The organism is Paraburkholderia sp. IMGN_8 (assembly GCF_038050405.1).
Classification (GTDB): Bacteria; Pseudomonadota; Gammaproteobacteria; order Burkholderiales; family Burkholderiaceae; genus Paraburkholderia.
This window is the reverse complement of the sequence record NZ_CP150900.1, coordinates 380,909-405,721: the sequence shown is the minus strand read 5'-3', so window position 1 is coordinate 405,721 and position 24,813 is coordinate 380,909. Positions and strand designations below refer to the sequence as shown.

Here is a 24,813-nt window from a genome sequence, read left to right as displayed (position 1 = left end):
TTCTGATCATCAGAAGAACCGCGTCGGACGACGCATGGTGGCCGGCGTGTGACGGGCCACGCGCGCGGCGCCCGATTGCACGCGCGTGCGGCGCGTCGTGGCGCGCTTGTACCAGGTGGGCATGGCCGTTTGTTTGACGCGCCAGTTCTTGCGCCTGGGTCCCGCGGGCGGCGTGCTGGTCTGCCACGACGAAGTGCCCACGTCACCTTCGAGCGCGCCGCCGGCAATGCTCGGCGACACCGACGTGCCCGAATTCCAGGCGTCGTTCAGCTCGGTTTCGTGCTTGCGCAGATTGTCGTGAACAGTGGTTTCGACGTTGCTCGCCGCCGCTTCGAACTCGCTTTTCATGCGACGCAACTCGTCGAGTTCGATTTCGCGCGTGACTTCGGCCTTGACGTCGTTGATATACCGCTGCGCGCGGCCGAACAGCGCGCCGGCCGTGCGGGCCACGCGTGGCAGGCGCTCAGGCCCGAGTACGACCAGCGCGACGACGCCGATCAGCGCCATCTTGGTTAGACCGAGGTCCAGCATGAAGTGAAGTGTCCGTCAGTAACGCGGTTGGGCCGCGGCTTAGCGGTAATCGCCGGAACGCGGCGTCTTTTCCTTCGCGTCCACATCCACGGCGCCGTTGCGCGGCAGTTCGCGCTGCTGTTGCGCGTCAGCCGGCGTTTCGGCTTCTTTCATGCCTTCCTTGAAGCCCTTCACCGCGCCACCCAGATCAGTGCCGATATTGCGCAGCTTCTTCGTGCCGAACACCAGAGCGACGATCAACAACACGATCAGCCAATGCCAAATACTCAACGAACCCATGACTACTCTCCTTAACCCCGACGCCGCCTACAGATGCGGCAAAACTCTTATGCCTTGCGGCGTGAATCGAAGCGCGTACGCTTCATCTATACGTTACCGCAGGCTCTTCCGATTCAACCGGCGGCACAGTGAATATGATTGTGACCAGACGATCGCGTCGGCGTAATTACAACGCGGCAGAAACACCGCTGCGCTATTGTCCGTGGCCAAAACTCGTCATGCGAGCGACGGCCAATCAATCGTCCATTCGTCAGCCCATTCGGTGCCACGGACGCGGCCCCGCCAGAATATGCGCGTGCAGGTGATACACCTCTTGCCCGCCGCCGGGACCGGTATTGATCACCGTGCGAAACCCGGTTTCACCACCGGTATAAGCGACGCCCAGCTGGTCGGCCAAACGCGCAACCAGAACAAGCATTCTACCAAGCAGCGATGCGTCGCTTTCGGCGCAGTTCGACAGCGTCGCGATGTGCTTGCGCGGAATCACCAGCACGTGAGTTTCGGCCGCCGGACGGATGTCGCGGAAGGCAATAAACTCTTCGTCTTCATGGACTTTGGTCGACGGAATCTCGCCGGCGGCGATCTTGCAGAAAAGGCAGTTCGGGTCGTGACTCATCGTATTCCTGACGCGGTATGGCCGCGGTATGGCTAAAGCGCGAAGCGTTCGGCGCGGTTCCGCGGTTTTCTTTTCCAGCTCAGTAGCCAGCAGACGAAACTCAGAACCAGCCGCGCGGATCCGCGAGCGGCTTGTTATCGTACAGATACAGCCAGCCCTTGATAATACGGTACAACATCCAGATGCTGACGGCCCACAGAACCGGAAAGCCGATCAGGACAAAAACCAGCGCGCCGCCGATCAGATAGCCGGCCAGGCCCATCCAGAACGAGCGGATCTGCCACTCGAAGTGTGCTTCGTACGGCGTGCCGGCCACATCCTGGCGCTTCACATAGTTGACGATGACCGCGATCAGAATCGAAATCCCGCCCGTCAGCCAATGGACCGCATACAGCGCGTACAGAACATGGGTGAGCGTGCGCAGACTGCGCTCGCGGTCGGAGTCGATCGCGTTGCGATACGCCGGCGGCGGGTAACTGTTGTGCGACTGTTCCATGCTTGCGTCCTCCTGAGGATGCGGTCGGATGTGTTCAGTGCAATGTGGGCGCCGGCGTTCGCTACTTCAAGACATTATGTGGCAATCAGTCGCCGTTCTGCTCGCGTTCGCGGCTCTTGCGCAGCGCCTTTTCCTCGATACCCGACAGGCCTTCGCGGCGCTCGAGTTCGGCGAGCACGTCCGCCGGGTTCAGATCGAAATGCGACAGCATCACGAGGCAATGAAACCACAGGTCGGCCACTTCGCCGACCAGCGCTTTCGGCGCGCCGCCATGGCGCGCGTCTTTGGCGGCCAGCACGACTTCGGTGGCTTCCTCGCCGATCTTCTTCAGAACCGCGTCATCGCCCTTGTGGAACAGGCGCGAGACGTACGAAACGTCCGGATCGCCACCCTTGCGGCTGTCGATGATGGCAGCGAGACGCAGCAGCGTGTCGTTAGTAGATTGCGTGGATTGCGTCATTTGTAGATGTGTTCGGGGTCTTTCAGCACGGGCTCGACGGCGACCCAGTCGCCGTCGTCAGCCGTGCCTTCGAATTTCTGGAAAAAGCACGAGTGGCGGCCGGTGTGGCAGGCGATGCCCGACACCTGCTCGACCTTCAGCAGCACGACATCTTCGTCGCAATCGAGCCGCACTTCGTGCACATGCTGCACGTGGCCAGACTCTTCGCCCTTGAACCACAGGCGCTGGCGCGAGCGCGAGAAATACACCGCGCGGCCGGTTTCGACGGTTTTCGCCAATGCCTCGCGGTTCATCCACGCGAACATCAGCACGTCGTTCGTCGACGCTTCCTGCGCAATCACCGGCACAAGGCCGTTCGCGTCCCACTTGACCTTGTCGAGCCAGTCCACGTCCGACGGATTCACCACGTCACAACCTCACCGAAATGCCTTGATCGGCCATGAAGCGCTTGGCCTCGCCCACGGTGTGTTCGCCGTAGTGGAAGATGCTGGCGGCCAGCACCGCGTCCGCGTGACCGTTCTTGATGCCGTCGGCCAGATGCTGTAGCGAGCCGACCCCGCCCGAAGCGATCACCGGAATCGGCACCGCGTCCGACACCGCGCGCGTGAGCGCGAGGTCGAAGCCGCTTTTGGTGCCGTCGCGGTCCATGCTGGTCAGCAGGATTTCGCCGGCGCCGAGTTCGGCCATCTTGCGCGCCCATTCGACGGCGTCCAGCCCGGTCGCCTTGCGCCCGCCATGCGTGAAAACTTCCCAGCGCGGCGGTTCGCCGTCTGCGGACACGCGCTTCGCGTCGATCGCGACGACGATGCATTGCGAGCCGTATTTGTCCGTCGCGTCGCGCACCAGCTGCGGATTCGAGACCGCCGACGAGTTCATGCTGATCTTGTCCGCGCCCGCGTTCAGCAGACGCCGCACGTCTTCGACGGCGCGCACGCCGCCGCCGACCGTCAGCGGAATGAACACCTGCGAGGCGACCGCTTCGATGATCGGCAGGATCAGATCGCGCTGGTCAGAGGTGGCGGTGATGTCGAGGAAGGTGAGTTCGTCGGCGCCCTGATCGTCGTAGCGGCGAGCAATTTCGACCGGGTCGCCCGCATCGCGCAATTCGACGAAGTTGACGCCCTTGACCACGCGACCAGCCGTGACGTCGAGACAGGGGATGATGCGTTTAGCTAGTGCCATGATCTTGCAATTCTGCCAATACCGCTGATGAGGCCGCTCATTCGGGAGCGGCACAATGCCGGCGCGGCTAGCCGCGTCACGTCGCAAGTGTCTCGAACACGTACGGCATGAGGCGCCTTCAGGACGCGCCATTACGTCCGCTTAAGCCCGCTTAAGGCCGCTTGAGCGGATTGCGCCGTTCAGGCGTCGTCCGATTCGCGCAGCCGGTCCGCGAGGGTCTGCGCAGCAGCGAAGTCGAGATCGCCCGAGTAAATTGCCCGGCCGCAGATCACGCCTTCGATGCCTTCGTCCTCGACCTCGCACAACGATTCGATGTCCGCGAGGTTCGACAGACCGCCGCTCGCGATCACCGGAATCTTCACCGCGCGTGCAAGGCGCACCGTCGCTTCGATGTTGATGCCTTGCAGCATGCCATCGCGGCCGATGTCGGTGTAGATGATCGATTCGCAGCCGTAATCCTCGAATTTGCGCGCCAGATCCGCCACTTCATGGCCGGTCAGCTTGCTCCAGCCGTCGGTCGCGACTTTACCGTCTTTCGCATCCAGCCCGACGATGATATGGCCGCCGAACGCCGTGCACGCATCCTGCAAAAAGCCCGGATTCTTCACCGCGGCCGTACCGATGATCACATACGACAACCCGTCGTCCAGATAACGTTCGATCGTGTTCAGGTCGCGGATGCCGCCGCCCAGCTGGACGGGAATCTCGCCACCCACCTCCTCGATGATCGCGCGGATCGCGTCTTCATTCTTCGGCTTGCCGGCGAATGCGCCATTCAGGTCGACGAGGTGCAGACGCCGGGCGCCGCGGTCGACCCAATGCCGGGCCATCGCCGCCGGTTCCTCGGAAAATATCGTCGCCTGGTCCATATCGCCTTGTTTGAGGCGTACACACTGACCATCTTTCAGGTCGATGGCGGGAATCAGCAGCATAGCAATCGGGTGTTGTCTGGGAGGTGGTTGAAGGTCGGCGGCAGCGGCTGGTGAGCCAGCTCGTCGCAACGCCGTTCCGCTAGTTTAGTACAACTCTTTCGGCATCCTTGCTGGGCGCGATGGAGCTGAGAAATCGTCATGCTGCGGTTGTAGCACGCGGCAGCCGCCACGCTTGTGGCGCAACAGCGCACGGCAACAGGAAGAAGAAAGGCGCTCACGGGTTCCAGTACACGAAGTTGCGATACACGCGCAGGCCCGCTTCGGCGCTCTTTTCCGGGTGAAATTGGGTCGCGAAGATGTTATCCCGCGCCACCGCCGAGGTAAAGGGCACACCGTACACCGTTTCGCCCGCGGTGTGGGCCGCATTCTCCGGCACGACGTAATAGCTGTGCACGAAATAGAAGAACGCGTTATCCGCGACGCCGTCCCACAGCGGATGCGGCTGCGCCTGACGCACGCGGTTCCAGCCCATTTGCGGGACCTTGAAGCGCGAGCCGTCGTCCTGCAGCTGGCCTTCGAGGTCGAAACGCAGCACCTTGCCGGGCAGCAGACCGAGGCCGGGCGTATCGCCCTCGGCGCTCCAGTCGAACAGCATCTGCTCGCCGACGCACACGCCCATCAGCGGCTTCGTGCGCGACGCCTCGATTACCGCCTCCTGCAGGCCGGACTCGCCGAGACAGCGCATGCAGTCCGGCATCGCGCCCTGGCCGGGCAACACCACGCGGTCGGCCGAGCGAATTGCCTCCGGCTGATCGACGATCGCCACGTCCGCCTCGGGCGCGGCTTTGCGCAGCGCCTGAGCAACCGAACGCAGGTTGCCCATTCCGTAATCCACAATCGCTATCGAAGTTTTCATTTCAAATTAGGCAGCAATGCCTTCAATCCATCGACGATGAATTCCACCGCCAGCGCCGATAACATCAAACCCATGAGCCGCGTGCCGATATTGATACCCGTGCGGCCCACCCAGCGGGCAATCGGTTCGGCAAGGCGCAGCGAAAAAAGCAGATCGCCGCCAGCGCCGCACCGATTGCGATCAGGCTGAGCCGGTCGTACCAGTGCGCCGAGCCCGCCGCATAGATGATCGTCGTACTCATCGCGCCCGGGCCGGTCAACAGCGGAATCGCCAGCGGCACGACCGCGATGTTGTCCTTCTGCTCGGCTTCGTCGCGCTCTTCCGGCGTCGAACGGCTGTTGCCGATCTGCGCGTTCAGCATGTTGATCGCCATCAGCAGCATGATGATCCCGCCGCCCACTTCGAGCGAGCCGACCGAAATGCCGAAGAAGCTGATGATCTGCTGCCCGAGCAGCGTGGTCACCGCAATCACGCAAAACACCGAAATCGCCGCGATACGGATGGTTCTGCGCCGCTCGACATCGCCCTGATGGGCCGTCAGGCTCATGAAGAACGGGATGGCGCCGACCGGGTTGATCAGCGCCAGCAGCGAAATAAACGACTTCAGAATGTCCATCGCATACCGGCGCGCGTGAGCGCAGCCGGTCCTGGTCAGTGAGTCGTTTAAAGGCTGCCCTTGGTCGACGGAATCTGCCCCGCCGCGCGTTCGTCCAGTTCGACGGCCATGCGCAACGCACGTCCGAACGCCTTGAACACGGTTTCCATCTGGTGATGGGCGTTCAGGCCGCGCAGGTTGTCGATATGCAGCGTTACGCCGGCGTGATTCACGAAACCGCGGAAAAATTCGATGGAGAGATCGACGTCGAACGTACCGATGCGCGCGCGGGTGAACGGCACGTGGAATTCGAGCCCGGGCCGACCGGAAAAGTCGATCACGACACGCGACAGTGCTTCGTCGAGCGGCACGTAAGAATGACCGTAGCGGCGGATGCCCTTGCGGTCGCCAATGGCTTTCGCGACCGCCTGACCCAGCGTGATGCCGGTGTCTTCGACTGTGTGGTGGTCGTCGATGTGCAGGTCGCCATGCGCTTCGATGTCGAGATCGAACAACCCATGCCGCGCGATCTGGTCGAGCATGTGGTCGAGGAACGGCACGCCGGTGGCCAGTTTCTGCTGACCGGTGCCGTCCAGATTGATCTTCACACGGATCTGCGTTTCGCTGGTATTGCGAACGACTTCCGCAAGGCGCATGGTAATTCCTCGAATCAAGCTAGAAAGCGATAGTAGTGTGGGAGGGGAAAACGGCTGGCCGCGCGCGCTATGCAGAAGCGCCGACACGGCTATTTAACGCCATTCAATGCAGCACGAGTTTCAGTGCGGCGACCAGTTGGGCGTTTTCGTCAGGGGAACCGACGGTCAAACGCACACAATTAGCCAGCAATGGATGCATTTTACTCACGTTTTTGATCAGAACCCGTGCCGCCAGCAGCGTTTCGAACATAACGGATGCATCGGGCACCCGCACCAGCAGGAAGTTGCCGGCGCTCGGGAACACTTCGGCGCCCGGCAACTGGGCCACGGCTTGCGCCAGTTTCGTGCGTTCTTCGCGCAGTTGCGCGGCCTGGCTGTCGAGCACGTCGACGTGGTCGAGCAGGAAATCGGCGGCGGCTTGCGTCAGCACATTAGTGTTGTACGGCGGCCGCACTTTGTCGAATTCGGTCAGCCACGCGGGCTTGCCCACCAGATAACCGAGGCGGATCCCGGCCAGACCGAGCTTGGACACCGTGCGCATCACGACGACGTTGTCGAACGCGTCGGCGCGCGGCAGCCAGCTTTGCTGCGCGAACGGCTGATAAGCCTCGTCGATCACCACGAGGCTTTTGTTGGCCGCGGCGATGATGCGCTCCATGTCGGCGTCGTCGTAGAGCGTGCCAGTCGGATTGTTCGGATAGGCCAGGTAGACGATGGCCGGCTCATGCTCGGCGATCGCGGCCAGCATGGCCTCGGTGTCGAGTGTGAAGTCGGCCTTCAGCGGCACGCCGATGAACTCCAGATTCGCCAGCTTCGCCGACATCTGGTACATCACGAAACCCGGCATCGGCGCGAGCACCTTGGCGCCCGACTTGGCGCAAGCGATCGACACCATGCTGATGATTTCATCCGAGCCGTTGCCGAGCAGCACGTCGCAGCCGGCCGGCACGCCCATTACGCGCTTGATCTTCTCGATCAGCGCTTCCGGACGCGGCGCCGGATAACGGTTCAGCGCGACACCGGCCAGATGCTCGCCCAGATGCGCGGCCAGCACCGGCGGCAGCGGAAAGGGGTTTTCCATCGCGTCGAGCTTGATGTAGCCCGTCGCGTCCGGAACCGGATAGCTCGTCATCGCGAGCACGTCGCGGCGGATGATGTCTTGAGGTGTCGTCATAAGTCAGCGGACCGGGCCGCAAGGGAGAAGCCGGCCTGGCATCGGCGGCAGGCCGGCCGCTCCAGGTTGGTCTGTATTGTCGTTATTTAACGGGAAACCGCGCGAAATCCGTCGGTGGAGTTCGCGGGCATCGGCTCGATGCCCGCCTGCGCCATCATCGGGTTCTCCGCATTCGGCCTCGTTCAGCTGCGCATTTAGCCGCTCTTTTAGCCGTTCTGCCGCATCCGGTATTCGGCGCTGCGGGCATGCGCCTGCAGGCCTTCGCCGTAGGCGAGTTCGGCGGCGATCTCGCCGAGCGTCTGCGCGCCTTCCGCACTGACTTCGATCACGCTCGAGCGCTTGAAGAAATCATAGACACCCAACGGTGATGAAAACCGTGCGGTACGAGACGTAGGCAGCACGTGATTCGGCCCCGCGCAGTAGTCTCCGAGGCTTTCGCTGGTGTAGCGGCCGAGGAAGATCGCCCCGGCGTGGCGGATCAGCTTGCCCCATTGATGCGGCTCCAGCGCGGAGATTTCGAGGTGCTCCGGTGCGATGTCGTTGGCGATCGCGCAGGCTTCGGCCATGTCGCGCACCTTGATCAGCGCGCCGCGGCCTTCGAGCGATGCGCTGATCACGTCCCGACGCGGCATGGTCGGCAGCAGTTCGTCGATCGCGTCTTGAACACGGCCGATGAACGCGTCGTCCGGGCACAGCAGAATGGATTGCGCGAGTTCGTCGTGCTCGGCTTGCGAGAACAGGTCCATCGCGACCCAGCGGGGATCGGTGGTGCCGTCGCACAGCACGAGAATCTCCGACGGTCCGGCGATCATGTCGATGCCGACCGTGCCGAACACGCGGCGCTTGGCCGACGCGACGTACGCGTTGCCCGGGCCGCAGATCTTGTCGACGGGGGGCACGGTTTGCGTGCCATACGCCAACGCGCCCACTGCCTGCGCGCCGCCGATCGTGAACACGCGGTCCACGCCGCCCAGCAAGGCAGCCGCCAGCACCAGCGGATTCTTCACCCCATCCGGCGTCGGCACGACCATGATGATTTCGCGCACGCCGGCCACCCGCGCCGGAATCGCGTTCATCAGCACCGACGACGGGTACGCCGCCTTGCCGCCCGGCACGTAAATACCGGCGCGATCCAGCGGCGTGACCTTCTGGCCGAGCACGGTGCCGTCGGCTTCCGTGTACTGCCAGCTATGGCTGCCGCACTCGATCTTCTGCTTCTCATGATAACCACGCACGCGCGCAGCCGCCGCTTCGAGCGCCGCGCGACGCTTCGGTTCGAGGCCTTCGAGCGCCGCTTCGAGTTCCGACATCGGCAACTCGAGCGCCTCGACGCTCGTCGCATCGACGCGGTCGAAGCGGTTCGTGTACTCGAGCACCGCGGCATCGCCGCGCACCTTCACGTCATTCAGAATCTGCGCGACCGAGCGCTCGATTGCTTCGTCCTCGCTCGCCTCGAACGCGAGCACCGCGTGCAGCGACTTCTGGAAGTCGGGAGCCGTGGAATCGAGTTTGCGAATCTTGATAGGCATACGGGTATCCGTTTCGGTAAGGCGCGCTTTACAGCGGGGTCAAACTACTCAGGCCGCCGCAGCGCCGGGCTTCGACGCGCGTTCGAACGCGTCGAGGATCGGCCGCAGCGCGGCGCGCTTGAGCTTCAGCGCCGCCTGGTTCACAACGAGGCGCGACGAAATCTGCATGATCTCCTCGACCTCGACAAGATTGTTGGCGCGCAAGGTATTTCCCGAGCTGACCAGGTCGACGATCGCGTCAGCGAGGCCAACCAGCGGCGCCAGTTCCATCGAGCCGTACAGCTTGATCAGGTCGACGTGAACGCCCTTGGCGGCGAAATGCTCGCGCGCGGTTTCCACATATTTGGTGGCCACACGCAGGCGTGCGCCCTGGCGCACTGCGCTGGCGTAATCGAAGCCCGCCGCCACTGCGACCGACATCCGGCAACGCGCGATATCCAGATCGACCGGCTGATACAGCCCGCTGCCGCCATGTTCGAGCAGCACGTCTTTGCCGGCCACGCCGAAATCTGCGGCGCCGTACTCGACGTACGTCGGCACATCGGTCGCGCGCACGATGATTACGCGCAGGTTCGCATCGGTGGTCGGCAGGATCAGCTTGCGGGAGGTTTCCGGGTCCTCAGCCACTTCGATGCCCGCTGCGGCGAGCAGCGGCAGCGTCTCTTCGAAGATACGCCCTTTCGACAAAGCCAGCGTGAGCGGCGCGCTCACCGCCGGCGACGACGACGTTTGCGGCATCGAACTCATGCCTGACTCCCGGCGATGCGGCGCACTTTCGCGCCGATGGCGGTGAGCTTGGCTTCCATCCGGTCGTAGCCGCGATCCAGGTGATAGATGCGGTCGATCAGCGTTTCGCCGTCGGCACGCAGCGCGGCGATCACGAGACTCGCCGACGCGCGCAGGTCGGTGGCCATCACCTTCGCGCCCGAGAGCTTGTCGACGCCGGTCACGAGCGCGGTGTTGCCGTCGATCGTGATGTTGGCGCCGAGACGGTTCAATTCCTGCACGTGCATGAAGCGGTTTTCGAAGATCGTTTCAACGACTTGCGAAGTGCCGTCAGCGATCGCGTTCAGCGCCATGAACTGCGCTTGCATGTCGGTCGGGAACGCGGGGTATTCGGAAGTGCGGAAGGTGACCGCGCTCGGACGCTTGTCCATGCGAACGCGCATCCAGTCCTCGCCTTCCTCGATCGTCACGCCCGCTTCGCGCAGCTTGTCCGTCACGGCTTCGAGAATCAGCGGACGCACTTTGCGCAACGTGACGTCGCCACCGGCGGCAGCCACCGCGCACAGGAACGTGCCGGCTTCAATGCGATCCGGAATCACCGTGTGCTTCGCGCCATGCAGCTTGTCGACGCCTTGGATCACCAGACGATCCGTGCCGATGCCTTCAATCCTGGCGCCCATCGAGACCAGCAGATGCGCGAGGTCGCCGACTTCCGGCTCGCGCGCGGCGTTCTCGATCACCGTTTCGCCTTCGGCCAGTACGGCCGCCATCAGCAGGTTCTCAGTACCGGTCACGGTAATCATGTCGGTCACGATACGCGCGCCCTTGAGACGCTTCGCGCGTGCTTCGATGAAACCGTGCTCGATCGTGATCTCGGCGCCCATCGCCTGCAGGCCCTTGATGTGCTGATCGACCGGACGCGCGCCGATTGCGCAGCCGCCCGGCAGCGACACCTTGGCGTGACCGAAGCGCGCGACCAGCGGGCCGAGCACGAGGATCGACGCACGCATCGTCTTCACCAGTTCATACGGCGCGACGAGGTTATCGACCTTCGACGCATCCAGCGCCACACGCCCCGCGCCGCTCTCGATACGCACGCCCATCTGGCCGAGCAGCTTGAGCATCGTGCGCACGTCCTGCAAGTCGGGCACGTTTTCCAGATGCACCGGCTCCGCGCTGAGCAGACCCGCGCACAGGATCGGCAACGCCGCATTCTTCGCACCTGAGACGACGACTTCACCCGAAAGCGTGTAGCCACCTTCAATGACGAGTTTATCCATGCCTGTCAGTTCCTGATGTACCCGGACTTCAGCCGGGCCTGCTTTGCCTGTGTTCGACGCGCCGCTACCGACGTCGCGCCCTTCTTGAGTAATTCGCACTAAATTTCCAGATTACGCGTTCTGCCATTCGGCGGGCGTCAGCGTTTTCATGCTGAGCGCGTGGATTTCTTCGCGCATGCGGTCGCCGAGCGCCGCGTACACGAGTTGATGGCGCTGGATCAGACGCTTGCCTTCGAAACTCGGCGAAACGATGGTCGCAAAGAAATGCTGGCCGTCGCCTTCGACTTCGAGATGCTGGCAAGCGAGCCCAGCTGCAATGTATTGCTTGACCTGTTCGGGAGTCGGCAACATGAGAGAAGCTCCTGATCAGTGGCGCAGTTTGTAGCCGGAGGCAAGCATACGCATCGCCACTACGGCCAGCACCACGAAGAAACCGGCGACAATCGCGAGGCTCACGAGCGGATCGATATCCGACATCCCGAAGAAACCGTAGCGAAAGCCGTCGATCATGTAGAAAAAGGGATTGAGTCGCGACACTTCGCGCCACACCGGTGGCAGCGTATGCGTCGAGTAGAACACGCCCGAGAGGAACGTGAGCGGCATAATCAGAAAGTTTTGAAACGCGGCAAGCTGATCGAACTTTTCGGCCCAGATCCCGGCGATCAAACCAAGCGTGCCGAGGATCGCCGCGCCGAACACCGCGAACAGAATGATGTACAACGGCGCGCTGAAGCTGACCGGCACGAACCAGATCGTCACGATGAACACGCCGAAGCCGACCGCCAAACCACGCGCGACGGCGGCGAGCACATAGGCGCCGAACATCTCGTAGTGCGACAGCGGCGGCAACAGCACGAACACCAGGTTGCCGGTGATCTTCGACTGGATCAGCGACGACGAGCTATTCGCAAACGCATTCTGCAACACGCTCATCATCACGAGGCCCGGAATCAGGAAGCTCGTGTATTCGACGCCCGGATACACATGCACATGATCGCGCAACGCATGGCCGAAAATCGTCAGATACAACAGCGCGGTGATGACGGGCGCCAGCACGGTCTGGAACGACACCTTCCAGAAGCGCAGGATTTCCTTGTAAAACAGCGTGCCGAATCCACTATAGCCGCTCATGCAAGCCCCTCGATCACTTCCGGACCGTTCATCACCTGAACGAACACGTCTTCGAGGTCGGCTTTGCGGACCTCGATTTCTTCCAATGTGCAACCCGCCGCGCGGCACTGCGCGAGAATCCGCTCGACGTCGTCGTAGCTCGCCAGACGCAATAGATGCTGACGGCCATTGCCGTTGCCCGCGCCGCTTTCCACTTCGAGCGGACGCAACTCGACGGGCAACGCGCCTTGCGCGAAGCGCAGAAACAATTGCATGCCCGCAAAGCGTTGCAGCAGCGTGCTGGTGCGCTCGAGCGCGACCACCTCGCCGCGCCGCAGCATCGCGATACGGTCGCACAGCGATTCGGCCTCTTCCAGATAGTGCGTGGTCAGCACGATCGTGTGACCTTCGCGATTCAGGCGCGAGATGAATTTCCACAAGGTTTGACGCAATTCCACATCGACACCCGCGGTCGGCTCGTCGAGCACGATCACCGGCGGCCGGTGCACCAGCGCCTGCGCGACCAGCACGCGGCGCTTCATGCCGCCCGACAGCGCGCGCATGTTAGCGTCGGCTTTGTCGGTGAGGTCGAGATTGGCCATGATCTCCTCGATCCACGCGTCGTTATTGCGCAGGCCGAAGTAGCCGGATTGAATGCGCAAGGTTTCGCGCACCGTGAAGAACGGATCGAACACGAGTTCCTGCGGCACCACGCCGAGCGCGCGGCGCGCCAGACGGAAATCGTCGACGACATCGTGCCCGCGCACGGCGATGCTGCCTTCATCGGCACGCGCGAGACCGGCGAGGATGCTGATGAGCGTCGTTTTGCCCGCGCCGTTCGGACCGAGCAGTCCGAAAAACTCGCCTTCTTCCACCGTGAGGCTGACGCCCTTGAGCGCCTGTAAGTCCTTGTAGCGCTTCTTGACGTTACGAATTTCTATGGCTGACATGACTGTGCGCCGCGGGCATCGCGGCGCCTAAAGGAGCCCTAACGGGGGCGCAAAAGTGCTGGAAGGAACGCAATTGGGGCCGGTTATGTGCCCCAAAAAACGTTTGATTATAGGGCAAAAATCGACAGCCCCTGCTCGGCCAAGGGGATTGGGAGTGACGCAATTAGTGCGTCAATGTCGCGCCGGCAGAAGGGTGTCGACGCCGTAGGCTTGCGCGAGACTGGCGAGACCAGCCGGCAGATTGACAATCTCGAACGCGGCGCCGCGTGCCTGGGCGGCACGCTGCCACGCGAGCAGGACGGCAAGCGCGGACGAATCGAACTGCGCGAGCGGCGCGCAATCGACACCCTTCGCGCCCGCTGCGATCCGCTGCAAACCCGCCGCGAGCGCGGCTTTCGCGCTCGCGTGGGTCAGCGTCGCGCCGCTGTCGAAGCGGCTCACGACGGGGCTCAGCACCTCGCTCACGACTGCTTGCCCGAGGCCAGTTGCTGGTTGCGCTGCGTGAGGAACTGGATCAGTCCGTCCACGCCCTTTTGCTGGATCTGCTCGTTGAACTGCTGCTGATACGCCTGGATCAGCCATGCGCCGAGCACGTTGATGTCATACACGCGCCAGCCTTGCGGCGTCTTGTACAGACGGTAGTCGAGTTCGATCGGCGAACCGTTGTTCATCACCACCGAGCGCACCACCGCGTCGGTGTCGTCCGGGTTCATGCGGAATGGCTTGTACTGAATCTGCTGGTCGCGGACCTGGGCGAGCGCACCCGAGTACGTGCGGATCAGCAGCGCCTTGAACTGCTCGACCACGGCGTTTTGCTGGTCCGGCGTGGCGGTACGCCAGTTGCGGCCCATCGCCAGTTGCGTGGTACGGCGGAAGTCGGTGTACGGCAGGATCTTTTCGTTGACGAGCCGGGTGATGTGCGAGATATCACCTTGCTGGATCGACTTGTCGGCGTGGATCGCGTCGATCACCTGCTGGGTGACGGTCTTGACCAGCGTATCCGGCGAACTCGAATCGACGGTTTGTGCCGATGCACCGGCACTTCCGAACGAGAACAACGCAACGAAGAACGGAATCAGAAAGAATTTTTTCATATCGAGCCTTGCCTTAAAAATAGTGCAACCGTTTGAGCGGACATTAACACGCGAGTTCAGCAGCAATCCATGCGCAAACTGCGAGAGTCGTATCGAGGTGTTACGGCAGCACAATCAACGCAATTTGAATGACGGAAAGTTAAAACGCGTCGGCGGGACCAGTTGACCTGCCGGAATCTGGGTCGTTTCCGGACCGCCGTTCATATCGAGCGGCGGCGTTTCCGACGTGCCGGACGCGGCTTCGGGCGCAGCCGCACTGGTCGTACCTGTCGTCGCGCCGGCCGCCGAAGCCGCCTGCGGCGCTGTGGCAGCCTTCGCCGCAGCACCCTGCGTGCCTGCCGCAGCCGCGCCGCCGCCGACGTCCTCGTACTTCGGCAGCGGCGCTTCGTCGCCGTAGTTCGGCAGCGCCGCCGACTGCTTGCCGTCCGACAGCAGATACTGACGGCGTTGCAGATACGCATTACGCACGAACGAGTACTTGTCGAGCGCGGCGCCTTCCAGCACTTCGCCCGCGCTAAGCAGATTCGCGCGCGTGTTGATCACGTTCAGCCCATACAGCGCCCAGCTCAAACCCGGCGGATCGATGTAGCTTAGCGGGTTCACATAATAGTTGCCGATCGAGCCGACCGCGTCGCGCACCGTGCTCGGCCCAAACAGCGGCAGCACGAGGTACGGCCCCGCCGGCACGCCATAGTGGCCGAGCGTCAGACCAAGGTCGTTGTCATGCTTGGGCAGCTTCGCGAGCGTCGCCACGTCGAACAGGCCGCCGACACCGAACACCGTGTTGATCACGATCCGCATGATGTCTTCGACGCCATCGGTAATCTTCAATTGCAGCAGGTTGTTGGCCGCGATGTAGACGTCGCCGATATTCGAGAAGAAGTTGGTGACGCTGTCGCGCACCGGTTGCGGCGTCGCCCAGACGTAGCCCTTCGCGACCGGCTTCAACGCGTACTGGTCGAGCTTGTCGTTGACGGTGAAGATCGTGCGGTTCAAACCCTCCAGCGGGTCGCCCTTGGTCGGCGTCTGCACGGTCGTGCAGCCGGCGAGCGTGGCTGCCGCCACCGCCAGCGTCGCGACCTGGAAGGCGCGCACGCCTCTGAGCCGTATGGTCTGCATTCTTGTTCTCCTTATTGACCAGCCGCGCCGGAAGCGGGCAGGGTCGGTGCCGGAACCGCCGGCGCTGGCGCCGCGGCAGGTGCAGCAGCAGATGAGCCGGATTTGGACGCACCCGAGTCTGCCGCCTTGCTGTACAGAAATTGTCCGATCAGGTTCTCCAGCACGATCGCCGATTGCGTCATCGAGATCGCGTCGCCCGCCTTGAGCATCTCGCTGTCGCCGCCGGGTTCGAGCCCGATGTATTGCTCGCCGAGCAGACCCGAGGTCAGGATCTTCGCCGAACTGTCTTTCGGAAACTGGTATTGCTTGTCGAGATCGATCGTCACGACAGCCTGATACGCGTTGCTGTCAAAGCCGATCGACGCGACCCGGCCAACCGTCACGCCCGCGCTTTTCACCGGCGCGCGCGCCTTCAGTCCGCCGATATTGTCGAACTTGAGCTTGACCGGGTACGTTGCCTGAAACGACAACGAGCTCATGTTGCCGGCCTTCAGCGCGAGAAACAGCAACGCCACGAAACCCAACACCACGAACAGGCCGACCCAGAAGTCGAGAGCAGTCTTTTTCATCGTTATCCCAAAGTGAATCCGCCTCGCCATCCGTACTCCCGCCGCGCGCGATCAGTGACGCGCCCGCCGACGGGAAACGTGCGGCGCAGTCTTAACTGAACATCAGTGCAGTCAGCAGAAAATCGAGGCCGAGTACGGCAAGCGACGCGTACACGACGGTCTTGGTCGTGGCGCGCGACACGCCCTCCGGCGTCGGCTTGGCTTCGTAGCCCTGAAACAGCGCCACGAAAGTCACCGCGAAGCCGAACACCACGCTCTTGACGACCCCGGCGCCGACGTCGCGCCAGACATCGACGCCACCTTGCATCTGCGACCAGAACGCGCCGGCATCGACGCCGATCAGCAGCACGCCAACCACATAACCGCCTACTACGCCGACGGCGCTGAAAATCGCGGCCAGAATCGGCATGGAAATAATGCCTGCCCACAGGCGCGGCGCGACCACGACCTTGACCGGGTCCACCGCCATCATTTCCATCGCGGTCAGTTGCTCGCCCGCCTTCATCAGTCCGATTTCGGCCGTCAGCGACGTACCGGCGCGCCCCGCGAACAGCAGCGCGGTCACCACCGGCCCGAGTTCGCGCACCAGCGAGAGTGCGACCAGGAGCCCGAGCGCCTGTTCGGAGCCGTAGCGGTTCAGCGTGTAATAGCCCTGCAAGCCGAGCACAAAGCCGACGAACAGGCCCGACACCGCGATGATCACCAGCGAATAATTGCCGACGAAGTGGATCTGCTTTGTGACAAGGCGCGGACGGCGCAGCAATGGGAAAAACTCGAGCACCAGCCTGAAGAAGAAGCGCGTGGCGTAGCCGGCCATTCCCAACCCGTCGAGCACCGAGCGACCGAGTGTACTGATCATGACTGCCCCCCGCCGATGCCGAAATCCGCCGCGAGCGGCGTCTTGCTGGGATAGTGGAATTTGAACGGACCGTCCGGCGCGCCGTCGATGAACTGGCGCACCGTAGGATCGGTCGACGCGCGCAGCTCGGCCGGTGTGCCTTCGGCGTGAACGCCGCCGTTGGCGAGGAAATACACGTAATCGGCGATCGCGAACGATTCGGGCACGTCGTGCGTGACGAGGATCGACGTTGCGCCAAGTGCCTGATTCAGCGCGCGAATCAGGTTCGCGGTGATGCCGAGCGAAATCGGATCGAGGCCGGCGAACGGCTCGTCGTACATCATCAGCTCGGGATCGAGGGCAATCGCGCGAGCCAGCGCCACGCGCCGCGCCATGCCGCCGGAAATCTCGGACGGCGGCAGATCGCGGGCGCCTCGCAGGCCGACCGCGTTGAGCTTCATCAACACGAGGTCGCGGATCAGTTCTTCGGGGAGATCGGTGTGCTCGCGCAGCGCGAAGGCGACGTTTTCGAACACCGACATATCGGTGAACAGCGCGCCGAACTGGAACAGCATACCCATCTTGCGGCGCAGCGCGTAGAGGCCTTCACGCGTCTGCTGGCCGACGTCCTGGCCATGAAACAGGATCTGGCCGCGCTGTGCGCGCACCAGACCGCCGATCAGACGCAGCACCGTGGTTTTGCCGCAACCCGAGCCGCCCATGACTGCGACGACCTGGCCGCGCTTGAAGCGCAGATTCAGGTTCGACAGGACGGGCCGGTCGCCATAACCGAAGTCGACGTCGCGCAGCTCGAGTAAGGTCTCGGGGGAGGAAGACACGAAACTGACAGTCCTTTTACACGGAAGGCCGAATTATAGGGCCATCATGCGAAAGTTGCCGTGAGGTGCCCTGTCCCTTTACTCAAGTTGACGATTATTGCGTAAACGCGTGTTGCAACGCAGAAACGGCGGCAGCCGGATCGGCCGCTTCCGTCACCGCCCGCACCACCGCTGCGCAACCCACGCCGGTCGCCAGCACGTCCGGCAACACCTGCAGGTCGATTCCGCCGATCGCCACGAGCGGCACGACGTCGTCGAGCAGCCGCACGTAACGCGCGAGGCGTCTCAGGCCCTGCGGCGCCGTGGGCATGACTTTGGTGGTGGTGGGGAACACCGCGCCCAGTGCAATATAGCTTGGCCGGAAATGCAGCGCGGTCAGAATCTCGTAGAAACCGTGAGTCGACAAACCGAGCCGGACACCCGCCGCGGCAAGCGCCGGCAAGTCGGCGGTATGGACATCTTCCTGGCCGAGGTGGACGCCGTATGCGCCCGCTTCCAACGCGGCTTGCCAGTGATCGTTGATGAAAACCTGGGCGTCGTGCTCGCGGCCGGCGGCGACGCAACGGGCGATTTCGCGCTTCAGTTCATCGACGGGTTCGGCCGATTTGCGGCGCAACTGAATGGTTTTCACGCCGAAGCCCACCACGCGCTCGACCCAATCCGCGGTCGGCAGCACCGGATACAGACCCAGCCGGTCCGGGCAACGCGCGAACGCTTGCGCCGGCGCGTCCGGCAAACCGGCGATACGCGGGAAACGCCCGAGGTCGGCCGGAAATGCGTCGTCCGCACGGGTTTCGTCGCCGTCGCGCCAGGCCAGCGCCAGCACCAGCGCGTCGTGCGGATCGAAACCGCAGTCCAGAAACGCCGCCAGCGCGGCGATCCAGTCTTCCGCCAGGTGGCCCTCCAGACGGTATTTTTCGCCACCCAGATGCAGTGCCGCGCGGTTCTCCGCGGCTTCAATCACGCCCGCGCCCTGCACCAGCCAGCGCGCCACCTGCTCGCCATGCTGCTGCGTGTCGGCGACGATGATCAGGTCGCCGCCGTTCGGCTCGTCCGGCGCGGTCAGGCAAATGCGCCACGGCGCGTGCGTCGGCGGCCAGTCGCCCAGACGGGCGCGGATGCGTTCGGCGGCTTCGGTGAGTTCGTCGGCGGGCGGCCAGAAGACGTCGCGATCCTTCAAAAGCAAAGTCTGCGTCATGCGGCGCTCCCGTCTTGATGCCAGAACGGCATGCCGACCACCGGCGTGCTCGCATGCGCGCTTTCGCGCTCGGCCATCGGTCCCGCCAGAAAGGCCTGGCGGCCCGCCTCGACGCCCAGCGCGAAGGCGCGCGCCATGGCGTCGGGATGCGTCGCCTGCGATACCGCGGTGTTCAGCAGCACGCCATCGAAGCCCCACTCCATCACTTGCGCCGCGTGCGACGGCACGCCGAGGCCTGCGTCGACGATCAGCGGCACATCGGGCAGCCGCTCGCGCAACACCCGCAGGCCGTACGGATTGATCACGCCCTTGCCGGTGCCGATCGGCGCGCCCCATGGCATCAGCGCTTCGCAGCCCGCATCCAGCAGACGGCGGCCGATCACCAGATCTTCGGTGCAATACGGCAGGACCTTGAAGCCGTCCTTGATCAGCTGCGCGGCCGCTTCGATCAGGCCGACCGGATCGGGCTGCAACGTGTAGTCGTCGCCGATCAGTTCGAGCTTGATCCACTCGGTTTCGAAAATCTCACGCGCCATGTGCGCGGTCGTCACCGCCTCGCCCACGGTCAGGCAGCCGGCCGTGTTCGGCAGCAGCGGCACGCCGTGGCGTTTGAGCAGATCGAAGAAGCCGGCTTCGGCGCCACCTTCGTTCATCTGCCGGCGCAGCGCGACGGTAACCATGCCGGGCCGCGCGGCGTCGATCGAATCGGACAGCGATTGCAGCGACGGATAGCGTGACGTGCCGAGCAGCACGCGGCTGGCGAAGGTTTCGCCGTACAGCGTGAGCGCGTCGGCGGGTCGGGGGGAAATCATTTGCATAATCCTTGTCTCCGGCAATGCGTGGCGGTTCAGTCGGGCCTCGACGAGGCTCAGCCGCCGGCCACGGGTTGCACGACATCGAGCTTGTCGCCCGGCTGCAGCGCGCGCGCCGCATGCTGGGAGCGCGCGACGAAATCGCCGTTTAGCGCGACCGCGAACGGCGGACGCGCGCCGAACGCGGCGAGCGCATCGGCGACTGTCGCGCCTTCGGGCAGCGACAACGGCTTCTGGTTGATATGAATGTCCATGGTGTTCGAATACGGTTCAATCGATGGCGGTAGCGGCGCAGCGTGCAATGCGTGCATTAAAAACCGCAGCGCTCATGCCGGCTCCCGCGTGGAATCCAGTTGAAACAGCTCGCTCCAGCGCGCGTCGCGTTGCCAGTCCGCAAACGCGTCGGCATCGCCGATGCGGCCGTCGAGCAGCGCCGCGGCGAAGCGCACGGCTTCGTCGGCGACTTCGGGCACGATCATGTAGCCGTGCCGGTACAGGCCGTTCACGCGCAAGGTCTGCGCGCCGTCCCACAGCAACGCCGGACGGTGGTCCGGCAAAGTCGGGCGGCACTGCGAATTCAGTTCGAGGATGCGTGCCTCGCCGAAACCGGGATGCACGGAAAATGCCGCGCTCAGCAGTTCGAGCGCCGAGCGCACGCTGACCGGCGACATGTCCTCGCCTTCCACCTCGGTTGCGCCGATCACGTAGAGATCGTCCTGCTTCGGCGCGATATAGAGCGGATAGCGCGGATGCAACAGGCGCACCGGCCGCGTCAGGTTGATACCGGGCGCATGCACGCGCGCGACTTCACCGCGAATGCCGCGCAATGTGGGCAGAACCGCCTTCGCGCCGAGACCGCGACAATCGATCGTGACGCGCGCGGGCGGCAACGCATGATCGTCGACAGCCGTGTTCCAATGCGTTTCGACGCCGCGCTCGGCAAGACCCGCGGCCAGCGCGGACAATACCTGGCGGTTATCCAGTTGCCCTTCGCGCGGCAGCAGCCAGCCCTGATTGAAGCGGCCCGCCAACGCGGGTTCGGCGGCGCCGACCTGCGCGCCGGCGAGCGTCACAAAGCCGCCATCGAGCAGTTCGGCAGGCGCGTTCGAGCGCACCCGGCGTTCGAACAGCGGCGCTTCGGTGCGGTCGGCGTGATGCCATACGACCAGCGTGCCGTTGCGCTGGAAAAACACCGGTTCGGGCAATTCGGCCAGCACACGCGGCCAGCTTTCGAGCGAGCTCGCGCCCAGCCGCGTAATCAGCAACTCGGCGCTGGCGGCTTCGGCAAGCGGCGCCAGCATCGCCGCGGCGACCCACGCGGCGGCTTGCGAACCGGCAGCGTCGCCACGCTCATAGAGCGCCACGCGATACCCTTGCCCAGCAAGACGCCACGCGACGAGGCGTCCGCACAGGCCGCCGCCGAGCACCGCGAAATCGGGTTGAGCAGGACGGTTCATCGTGCACACTCCCGATCACCGCAACGGCAAGCCAAGCCAAAGCAGCGCGGCACGCCGACAGCAGCGTGGCGAAGAGCAAAACTCATGTCTGAAGAATAGGCGGTCATCGAGTCCTTTCCGTACGGCAACAAGCGCACGTACCCAGGACGAAACCGGCGGGTAAGGCCGGCCGGGCAACACGCGCGTCCAAAAGACGGACGCCGCCCGGCGGGGAATGGAAGACTGGCTGCTTCCGGAAACTTCCCGCGCCGGTATTACCCGGATCGGGTGCAAAGGGTCTCTCTCAGCCTCGCTGCCGCTGCGTGGACATCCACGCTGCCGGTGTGCGAAGCACCCCTGTTTCGTCGAAGGCCATTAGACCATAAAAGGCGCGACGCCCGCAAACCAGCGGCTCGCGCGGTGGTCTACAGTTGATCCGGCACCATCTATCGATTCATCAATATGGCCGCGCGCGCCGCTCTGGCACAATGCCGAGACCGGATGCCGCAGGAGCCTGGCGTCGGCGGCACGCTTCGCCGCCCGCGCGACGCCGGCACCCGGGCGAGTCCTGCAGGCGGAAATTAATTTTCGCTTAAGGGGGTCGCGCCAGAATCGGACGCTCACACGGGCGTGCGTTCGTCGAGCACGACGCCCGGGCATGCACCGCAAACCCGCCGTGGGGCGGCCCCCAATGGGTCAGCCCTTGATGGGCCAGCACTACATCAGGATGCTCATGACACCGAATAGCTCTGCCCGCCCCGTGCTGCCGCCGGACGACAAAGTCTCCGCCTGGAGCCTGATCAAACCTTACTGGGTCTCCGAAGAACGAAAAACGGCGTGGGGCTTGCTCGTCGCGATCATCGTGATGAATCTGCTCGTCGTGTGGATTAACGTGCGCCTGAACCGTTGGAGCGCCGACTTCTACAACGCGCTGCAAACCAAGAACGTGCACGATTTCCCGCACCTGTTGATGGTGTTCTCGGGGCTCGCGTTCGCCTTCATCATCCTCGCGGTGTACGGCCGCTATCTGCGGCAGATGCTCGGCTTCCGCTGGCGTCAGTGGCTGACCACGCGCTATCTGAACGAATGGCTGCATGACAGCGCCTTCTACCGGATCGAACGCGACCGGCTCGCCGACAACCCCGACCAGCGGATCAGCGACGACCTGCAATCGTTCGCCACCACCACGCTGTCGTTGACGCTCGATCTGCTGTCAACGGTCGTCACGCTGGTGTCGTTCATCACGATCCTGTGGTCGCTCGCCGGCGCGCTGACCGTCTCGCTCGGCGGCATGCCGGTGCAGATTCCCGGCTACATGGTGTGGGCCGCTGCGCTCTACGCGGTGGTCGGTTCGCTGATCATCCAGAAAGTCGGCCATCCGCTCGTGCCGATCAATTACCAGGCACAGAAAGTCGAGGCGGATTTCCGTTTCGGCCTGATTCGTCTGCGCGAGAACGCCGAACAGATCGCCTTCTACAACGGCATGGAAACCGAGAAGACGAACACGCACACGCTGTTCGGCCGCATTCGCGACAACTGGTGGCAGGTGATGAAGTACACCAAGCGGCTCACCTTTGTGTCGGCTTTCTATGGTCAGATCGCGATCATCTTTCCGCTGGTAGTCGCCGCGCCGCGCTACTTCGCGGGCGCCTTCACGTTCGGCGTGCTGATGCAGATTTCGAGCGCATTCGGCACCGTCAGCGATTCGTTTTCGTGGTTCATCAACAGTTACACCAGCTTGGTGGAATGGCGCGCTACCGTGAACCGGCTGCGTGAATTCAAGCGCGTCGTGCATGCGCCGCGTCTGAAGGAATCAGTGTCGCCGGCTACCGCGCATGGCGGCATCAACCTGCATTTCGTCGACGACGACAAGCTTTCCACCGACGGCCTCAAGCTCGCGCTGCCGAACGGCAACCCGCTGTCGCGCATCCGCGATGTCGCGATTCAGCCGGGCTCGCGCTGGCTGGTGCGCGGGCCGTCCGGCTCGGGCAAGAGCACACTGATGCGCGCGCTCGCCGGGCTCTGGCCATTCGGCGACGGGTCGATCGACGCGCCTGTCAACGCGCGCATGATGTTCATCCCGCAGGTCAGCTACATGCCGATCGGCACGCTGAAAGCGGCGCTCACCTACCCGTCCCCCGCCGCTACCTATACCGACGACGAATGCCGCGAAGCGCTGCGCGTCTGCCATCTGTCGGAGTACGCGGACCGGTTGCAGGAATCGGGACACTGGACGCGGATTCTCTCGCCAGGCGAACAACAACGCCTCGCCGGCGCCCGTGTACTGCTGCACAAGCCCGACTACCTGTTCCTCGACGAAGCGACCAGCGCGCTCGATGCAGAAAACGAAGCGCGCCTTTACCACCTGTTCACCGAACGGCTGCCGAAGGCGGCGATCGTCAGCGTCGCGCATCGCGAATCGCTGGCGGCGTTCCACGCGGAAACGCTCGACGTCGAACGCTTGGACGAACCGGTCGCGGCATGAGCGGCGCTGAACTCGAGCGCGCGGTGCTGATCACCGGCGCGGGCTCCGGCATCGGCGCTGCGCTGGCCCGGCGCATCGCCGCGCCGCGCACGGCGTTTGATGTTGCACGCACGCGGCGCCGATGACGAGGCGCGCCGCATGGCGTGACGGTCAATTGCGTGGCGCCCGGCTACACCCGTAAAGATCGCGGGCCAAGTGCCGATAATGCATCGGCGTGGACCCGCGCCACCGAAGCGACACCGCTCGGCCATGTCGCCGAACCCGCGGACATCGCCGCACTGGTCGCGTTTCTGTTGTCGGACGAAGCGCGTCACATCACCGGCCAGGCGATCCACGTGGACGGCGGCCTCACGCTCGGCTGAGCGACACGCCGCAAGATCCGGAAACACGCGAAAAGAGTTAGAAAGCATTTGCGAAGCGGGCAAGCTGTTCCCCGCTTTGAAAATGCCCTGCAGCAGCGACGATTGTCGTGCGGGCCATACCACGTCCGGCCCGCCACGCCATCACCGCTACTGGACCCTTCGCACATGTCATTCGATCGCCGCTCCCATCCTTTGACCCAGCGCCTCGCGCTTGCTCTCGGCGCAGCACTGCTGCTCTCGAGCACCGCATACGCTGCGCAAGCCACCCAGCCCAACGAGCCGGCAGACGTTTGCCCCGCGCTCAAACACATCGTCGAAGCACCCGACTTCAAGCAACTGCGCGCACAACCTGCCACGCAACTGCCGGGGTTGCCGGACGCGGACGATTGCCGTGCGAACAGCCACTCGTACGATTGCCACTGGCGCGCACATTGGCAAGCCGACGGCGTCGTGAACGATCCACTCGAAGAAATCGGCGCCGATATCGCGGCATGCTTTCCGAACGTCGTGCACGACGTCAACACGCCGACGCGACAGCATTTCATCGTGACCACCGCCGAGCGGCGCGTCAACGTTACTGCGAGCGTGCAAGGGCAAAACGAATTGCGCCTGCGCATCACGCGCTGAGCGTGAGCTTGATCGCCGTTATCCATCGCCCTGTTCACAGTCGCGAGGCACCCCGCACCATG

General features: G+C 63.7%; 30 protein-coding genes, 2 pseudogenes and 1 riboswitch. Of the genes and pseudogenes, 4 read left to right on the top strand and 28 right to left on the bottom strand.

Translation table 11 applies throughout. The annotated features are described in order from the left end of the window. Window positions 1–9 precede the first annotated feature (9 nt). The 28 genes and pseudogenes from tatB to WN982_RS01905 all read right to left on the bottom strand — a co-directional run bounded on the left by tatB (window position 10) and on the right by WN982_RS01905 (window position 21,298). Complete coding sequence (tatB, locus tag WN982_RS02040; protein WP_341314153.1) at window positions 10–531, bottom strand: Sec-independent protein translocase protein TatB; 522 nt, start codon at window positions 529–531, stop codon at window positions 10–12. Between the two features lie 39 nt (window positions 532–570). Continuing rightward, window positions 571–810: a Sec-independent protein translocase subunit TatA gene (tatA, locus tag WN982_RS02035; protein WP_341314152.1), complete on the bottom strand. Its 240-nt coding sequence runs from the start codon at window positions 808–810 to the stop codon at window positions 571–573. Window positions 811–1,060: 250 nt separating this feature from the next. Beyond that, window positions 1,061–1,426 carry a histidine triad nucleotide-binding protein gene (locus WN982_RS02030; RefSeq protein WP_341314151.1) on the bottom strand — a complete coding sequence of 122 codons (366 nt, stop codon included), beginning with the start codon at window positions 1,424–1,426 and terminating at the stop codon, window positions 1,061–1,063. A gap of 100 nt (window positions 1,427–1,526) precedes the next feature. Continuing rightward, window positions 1,527–1,922, bottom strand: coding sequence for a hypothetical protein (locus tag WN982_RS02025; RefSeq protein WP_341314150.1), 396 nt, complete (start codon window positions 1,920–1,922; stop codon window positions 1,527–1,529). Between the two features lie 85 nt (window positions 1,923–2,007). Beyond that, window positions 2,008–2,382: a phosphoribosyl-ATP diphosphatase gene (locus WN982_RS02020; RefSeq protein ID WP_341314149.1), complete on the bottom strand. Its 375-nt coding sequence runs from the start codon at window positions 2,380–2,382 to the stop codon at window positions 2,008–2,010. Further along, window positions 2,379–2,789 (bottom strand): phosphoribosyl-AMP cyclohydrolase, encoded by a 411-nt coding sequence (gene hisI / locus WN982_RS02015; protein ID WP_341314148.1) that lies wholly within the window; start codon window positions 2,787–2,789, stop codon window positions 2,379–2,381. The genes WN982_RS02020 and hisI overlap by 4 nt, the downstream gene beginning before the upstream one ends. A 1-nt stretch (window position 2,790) precedes the next feature. Continuing rightward, window positions 2,791–3,564 carry an imidazole glycerol phosphate synthase subunit HisF gene (hisF, locus tag WN982_RS02010; RefSeq protein ID WP_341314147.1) on the bottom strand — a complete coding sequence of 258 codons (774 nt, stop codon included), beginning with the start codon at window positions 3,562–3,564 and terminating at the stop codon, window positions 2,791–2,793. A 179-nt stretch (window positions 3,565–3,743) separates the two neighbouring features. Beyond that, entirely contained in the window at window positions 3,744–4,496 is a 753-nt protein-coding gene (hisA, locus tag WN982_RS02005) for a 1-(5-phosphoribosyl)-5-[(5-phosphoribosylamino)methylideneamino]imidazole-4-carboxamide isomerase (protein ID WP_042329166.1), read from the bottom strand. Window positions 4,497–4,710: 214 nt separating this feature from the next. Next, window positions 4,711–5,352: an imidazole glycerol phosphate synthase subunit HisH gene (gene hisH / locus WN982_RS02000; RefSeq protein ID WP_341314146.1), complete on the bottom strand. Its 642-nt coding sequence runs from the start codon at window positions 5,350–5,352 to the stop codon at window positions 4,711–4,713. Then, window positions 5,349–5,968 (bottom strand): annotated as a pseudogene (locus WN982_RS01995) (MarC family protein). The gene hisH and the pseudogene WN982_RS01995 overlap by 4 nt, the downstream one beginning before the upstream one ends. 47 nt (window positions 5,969–6,015) lie before the next feature. Then, window positions 6,016–6,603 (bottom strand): imidazoleglycerol-phosphate dehydratase HisB, encoded by a 588-nt coding sequence (hisB, locus tag WN982_RS01990; RefSeq protein WP_006052285.1) that lies wholly within the window; start codon window positions 6,601–6,603, stop codon window positions 6,016–6,018. A 103-nt stretch (window positions 6,604–6,706) separates the two neighbouring features. Beyond that, complete coding sequence (gene hisC / locus WN982_RS01985) at window positions 6,707–7,777, bottom strand: histidinol-phosphate transaminase (protein ID WP_341314145.1); 1,071 nt, start codon at window positions 7,775–7,777, stop codon at window positions 6,707–6,709. Window positions 7,778–7,983: 206 nt separating this feature from the next. Continuing rightward, window positions 7,984–9,306, bottom strand: a complete 1,323-nt coding sequence (hisD, locus tag WN982_RS01980; protein WP_341314144.1) for a histidinol dehydrogenase — start codon at window positions 9,304–9,306, stop codon at window positions 7,984–7,986. Between the two features lie 48 nt (window positions 9,307–9,354). Continuing rightward, window positions 9,355–10,053 (bottom strand): ATP phosphoribosyltransferase, encoded by a 699-nt coding sequence (hisG, locus tag WN982_RS01975; protein WP_341314143.1) that lies wholly within the window; start codon window positions 10,051–10,053, stop codon window positions 9,355–9,357. Next, window positions 10,050–11,312, bottom strand: a complete 1,263-nt coding sequence (gene murA / locus WN982_RS01970; protein ID WP_341314142.1) for a UDP-N-acetylglucosamine 1-carboxyvinyltransferase — start codon at window positions 11,310–11,312, stop codon at window positions 10,050–10,052. The genes hisG and murA overlap by 4 nt, the downstream gene beginning before the upstream one ends. Before the next feature lie 111 nt (window positions 11,313–11,423). Then, a complete protein-coding gene (locus WN982_RS01965; protein WP_006052280.1) occupies window positions 11,424–11,663 on the bottom strand; it encodes a BolA family protein in 240 nt (79 codons plus the stop codon). A 15-nt stretch (window positions 11,664–11,678) separates the two neighbouring features. Next, window positions 11,679–12,443 carry an ABC transporter permease gene (locus WN982_RS01960; protein WP_341314141.1) on the bottom strand — a complete coding sequence of 255 codons (765 nt, stop codon included), beginning with the start codon at window positions 12,441–12,443 and terminating at the stop codon, window positions 11,679–11,681. Next, window positions 12,440–13,372 carry an ABC transporter ATP-binding protein gene (locus WN982_RS01955; protein ID WP_341314140.1) on the bottom strand — a complete coding sequence of 311 codons (933 nt, stop codon included), beginning with the start codon at window positions 13,370–13,372 and terminating at the stop codon, window positions 12,440–12,442. The genes WN982_RS01960 and WN982_RS01955 overlap by 4 nt, the downstream gene beginning before the upstream one ends. 171 nt (window positions 13,373–13,543) lie before the next feature. Further along, a complete protein-coding gene (locus WN982_RS01950; RefSeq protein ID WP_341314139.1) occupies window positions 13,544–13,837 on the bottom strand; it encodes an STAS domain-containing protein in 294 nt (97 codons plus the stop codon). Then, window positions 13,834–14,466, bottom strand: coding sequence for an ABC transporter substrate-binding protein (locus tag WN982_RS01945; protein WP_341314138.1), 633 nt, complete (start codon window positions 14,464–14,466; stop codon window positions 13,834–13,836). The genes WN982_RS01950 and WN982_RS01945 overlap by 4 nt, the downstream gene beginning before the upstream one ends. A gap of 114 nt (window positions 14,467–14,580) precedes the next feature. Then, a complete protein-coding gene (locus WN982_RS01940) occupies window positions 14,581–15,585 on the bottom strand; it encodes a VacJ family lipoprotein (RefSeq protein WP_341314137.1) in 1,005 nt (334 codons plus the stop codon). Between the two features lie 11 nt (window positions 15,586–15,596). Beyond that, window positions 15,597–16,154 (bottom strand): outer membrane lipid asymmetry maintenance protein MlaD, encoded by a 558-nt coding sequence (gene mlaD / locus WN982_RS01935; RefSeq protein WP_341314136.1) that lies wholly within the window; start codon window positions 16,152–16,154, stop codon window positions 15,597–15,599. Window positions 16,155–16,245: 91 nt separating this feature from the next. Next, window positions 16,246–17,013, bottom strand: coding sequence for a lipid asymmetry maintenance ABC transporter permease subunit MlaE (gene mlaE / locus WN982_RS01930; RefSeq protein WP_341314135.1), 768 nt, complete (start codon window positions 17,011–17,013; stop codon window positions 16,246–16,248). Further along, window positions 17,010–17,831, bottom strand: a complete 822-nt coding sequence (locus WN982_RS01925; protein ID WP_341314134.1) for an ABC transporter ATP-binding protein — start codon at window positions 17,829–17,831, stop codon at window positions 17,010–17,012. Before WN982_RS01925 ends, mlaE begins: the two co-directional genes overlap by 4 nt. 94 nt (window positions 17,832–17,925) lie before the next feature. Beyond that, entirely contained in the window at window positions 17,926–19,029 is a 1,104-nt protein-coding gene (gene thiE, locus WN982_RS01920; protein ID WP_341314133.1) for a thiamine phosphate synthase, read from the bottom strand. Next, a complete protein-coding gene (locus WN982_RS01915) occupies window positions 19,026–19,841 on the bottom strand; it encodes a thiazole synthase (RefSeq protein WP_341314132.1) in 816 nt (271 codons plus the stop codon). Before WN982_RS01915 ends, thiE begins: the two co-directional genes overlap by 4 nt. Window positions 19,842–19,897: 56 nt before the next feature. Further along, window positions 19,898–20,095 (bottom strand): sulfur carrier protein ThiS, encoded by a 198-nt coding sequence (gene thiS / locus WN982_RS01910; RefSeq protein ID WP_341314131.1) that lies wholly within the window; start codon window positions 20,093–20,095, stop codon window positions 19,898–19,900. A 72-nt stretch (window positions 20,096–20,167) separates the two neighbouring features. Then, window positions 20,168–21,298 carry an FAD-dependent oxidoreductase gene (locus WN982_RS01905; protein WP_341314130.1) on the bottom strand — a complete coding sequence of 377 codons (1,131 nt, stop codon included), beginning with the start codon at window positions 21,296–21,298 and terminating at the stop codon, window positions 20,168–20,170. A 223-nt stretch (window positions 21,299–21,521) separates the two neighbouring features. Further along, window positions 21,522–21,646: riboswitch (TPP riboswitch) on the bottom strand. A gap of 364 nt (window positions 21,647–22,010) precedes the next feature. On the opposite strand from WN982_RS01905, the gene WN982_RS01900 reads away from it, so the two are divergent. The 4 genes and pseudogenes from WN982_RS01900 (at window position 22,011) to WN982_RS01885 (ending at window position 24,751) form a co-directional block, all read left to right on the top strand. Beyond that, window positions 22,011–23,762 (top strand): ABC transporter ATP-binding protein/permease, encoded by a 1,752-nt coding sequence (locus tag WN982_RS01900; RefSeq protein ID WP_341315695.1) that lies wholly within the window; start codon window positions 22,011–22,013, stop codon window positions 23,760–23,762. Beyond that, window positions 23,759–23,887 (top strand): hypothetical protein, encoded by a 129-nt coding sequence (locus WN982_RS01895; protein WP_341314129.1) that lies wholly within the window; start codon window positions 23,759–23,761, stop codon window positions 23,885–23,887. Before WN982_RS01900 ends, WN982_RS01895 begins: the two co-directional genes overlap by 4 nt. A gap of 6 nt (window positions 23,888–23,893) precedes the next feature. After that, window positions 23,894–24,124 (top strand): annotated as a pseudogene (locus WN982_RS01890) (SDR family oxidoreductase); the annotation flags it as partial. Between the two features lie 165 nt (window positions 24,125–24,289). After that, window positions 24,290–24,751: a hypothetical protein gene (locus tag WN982_RS01885; protein WP_341314128.1), complete on the top strand. Its 462-nt coding sequence runs from the start codon at window positions 24,290–24,292 to the stop codon at window positions 24,749–24,751. The last annotated feature ends 62 nt before the right edge of the window (window positions 24,752–24,813 follow it).

Bases quoted from the DNA above. Each gene is read 5' to 3' on its own strand.
- hisB (WP_006052285.1), bottom strand. From the start codon at position 6,603: ATGCGCCTTGCGGAAGTCGTTCGCAATACCAGCGAAACGCAGATCCGT.
- thiE (WP_341314133.1), bottom strand. From the start codon at position 19,029: ATGACGCAGACTTTGCTTTTGAAGGATCGCGACGTCTTCTGGCCGCCC.
- mlaD (WP_341314136.1), bottom strand. From the start codon at position 16,154: ATGAAAAAGACTGCTCTCGACTTCTGGGTCGGCCTGTTCGTGGTGTTG.
- WN982_RS01960 (WP_341314141.1), bottom strand. From the start codon at position 12,443: ATGAGCGGCTATAGTGGATTCGGCACGCTGTTTTACAAGGAAATCCTG.
- WN982_RS01940 (WP_341314137.1), bottom strand. From the start codon at position 15,585: ATGCAGACCATACGGCTCAGAGGCGTGCGCGCCTTCCAGGTCGCGACG.
- WN982_RS01900 (WP_341315695.1), top strand. From the start codon at position 22,011: ATGACACCGAATAGCTCTGCCCGCCCCGTGCTGCCGCCGGACGACAAA.
- hisG (WP_341314143.1), bottom strand. From the start codon at position 10,053: ATGAGTTCGATGCCGCAAACGTCGTCGTCGCCGGCGGTGAGCGCGCCG.
- WN982_RS01945 (WP_341314138.1), bottom strand. From the start codon at position 14,466: ATGAAAAAATTCTTTCTGATTCCGTTCTTCGTTGCGTTGTTCTCGTTC.
- WN982_RS02020 (WP_341314149.1), bottom strand. From the start codon at position 2,382: ATGACGCAATCCACGCAATCTACTAACGACACGCTGCTGCGTCTCGCT.
- WN982_RS02030 (WP_341314151.1), bottom strand. From the start codon at position 1,426: ATGAGTCACGACCCGAACTGCCTTTTCTGCAAGATCGCCGCCGGCGAG.
- mlaE (WP_341314135.1), bottom strand. From the start codon at position 17,013: ATGATCAGTACACTCGGTCGCTCGGTGCTCGACGGGTTGGGAATGGCC.
- WN982_RS01895 (WP_341314129.1), top strand. From the start codon at position 23,759: ATGAGCGGCGCTGAACTCGAGCGCGCGGTGCTGATCACCGGCGCGGGC.
- hisC (WP_341314145.1), bottom strand. From the start codon at position 7,777: ATGACGACACCTCAAGACATCATCCGCCGCGACGTGCTCGCGATGACG.
- tatB (WP_341314153.1), bottom strand. From the start codon at position 531: ATGCTGGACCTCGGTCTAACCAAGATGGCGCTGATCGGCGTCGTCGCG.
- WN982_RS01965 (WP_006052280.1), bottom strand. From the start codon at position 11,663: ATGTTGCCGACTCCCGAACAGGTCAAGCAATACATTGCAGCTGGGCTC.
- hisF (WP_341314147.1), bottom strand. From the start codon at position 3,564: ATGGCACTAGCTAAACGCATCATCCCCTGTCTCGACGTCACGGCTGGT.
- hisH (WP_341314146.1), bottom strand. From the start codon at position 5,352: ATGAAAACTTCGATAGCGATTGTGGATTACGGAATGGGCAACCTGCGT.
- hisD (WP_341314144.1), bottom strand. From the start codon at position 9,306: ATGCCTATCAAGATTCGCAAACTCGATTCCACGGCTCCCGACTTCCAG.
- WN982_RS01955 (WP_341314140.1), bottom strand. From the start codon at position 13,372: ATGTCAGCCATAGAAATTCGTAACGTCAAGAAGCGCTACAAGGACTTA.
- thiS (WP_341314131.1), bottom strand. From the start codon at position 20,095: ATGGACATTCATATCAACCAGAAGCCGTTGTCGCTGCCCGAAGGCGCG.
- WN982_RS01915 (WP_341314132.1), bottom strand. From the start codon at position 19,841: ATGATTTCCCCCCGACCCGCCGACGCGCTCACGCTGTACGGCGAAACC.
- WN982_RS01885 (WP_341314128.1), top strand. From the start codon at position 24,290: ATGTCATTCGATCGCCGCTCCCATCCTTTGACCCAGCGCCTCGCGCTT.
- WN982_RS01905 (WP_341314130.1), bottom strand. From the start codon at position 21,298: ATGAACCGTCCTGCTCAACCCGATTTCGCGGTGCTCGGCGGCGGCCTG.
- hisA (WP_042329166.1), bottom strand. From the start codon at position 4,496: ATGCTGCTGATTCCCGCCATCGACCTGAAAGATGGTCAGTGTGTACGC.
- murA (WP_341314142.1), bottom strand. From the start codon at position 11,312: ATGGATAAACTCGTCATTGAAGGTGGCTACACGCTTTCGGGTGAAGTC.
- tatA (WP_341314152.1), bottom strand. From the start codon at position 810: ATGGGTTCGTTGAGTATTTGGCATTGGCTGATCGTGTTGTTGATCGTC.
- WN982_RS02025 (WP_341314150.1), bottom strand. From the start codon at position 1,922: ATGGAACAGTCGCACAACAGTTACCCGCCGCCGGCGTATCGCAACGCG.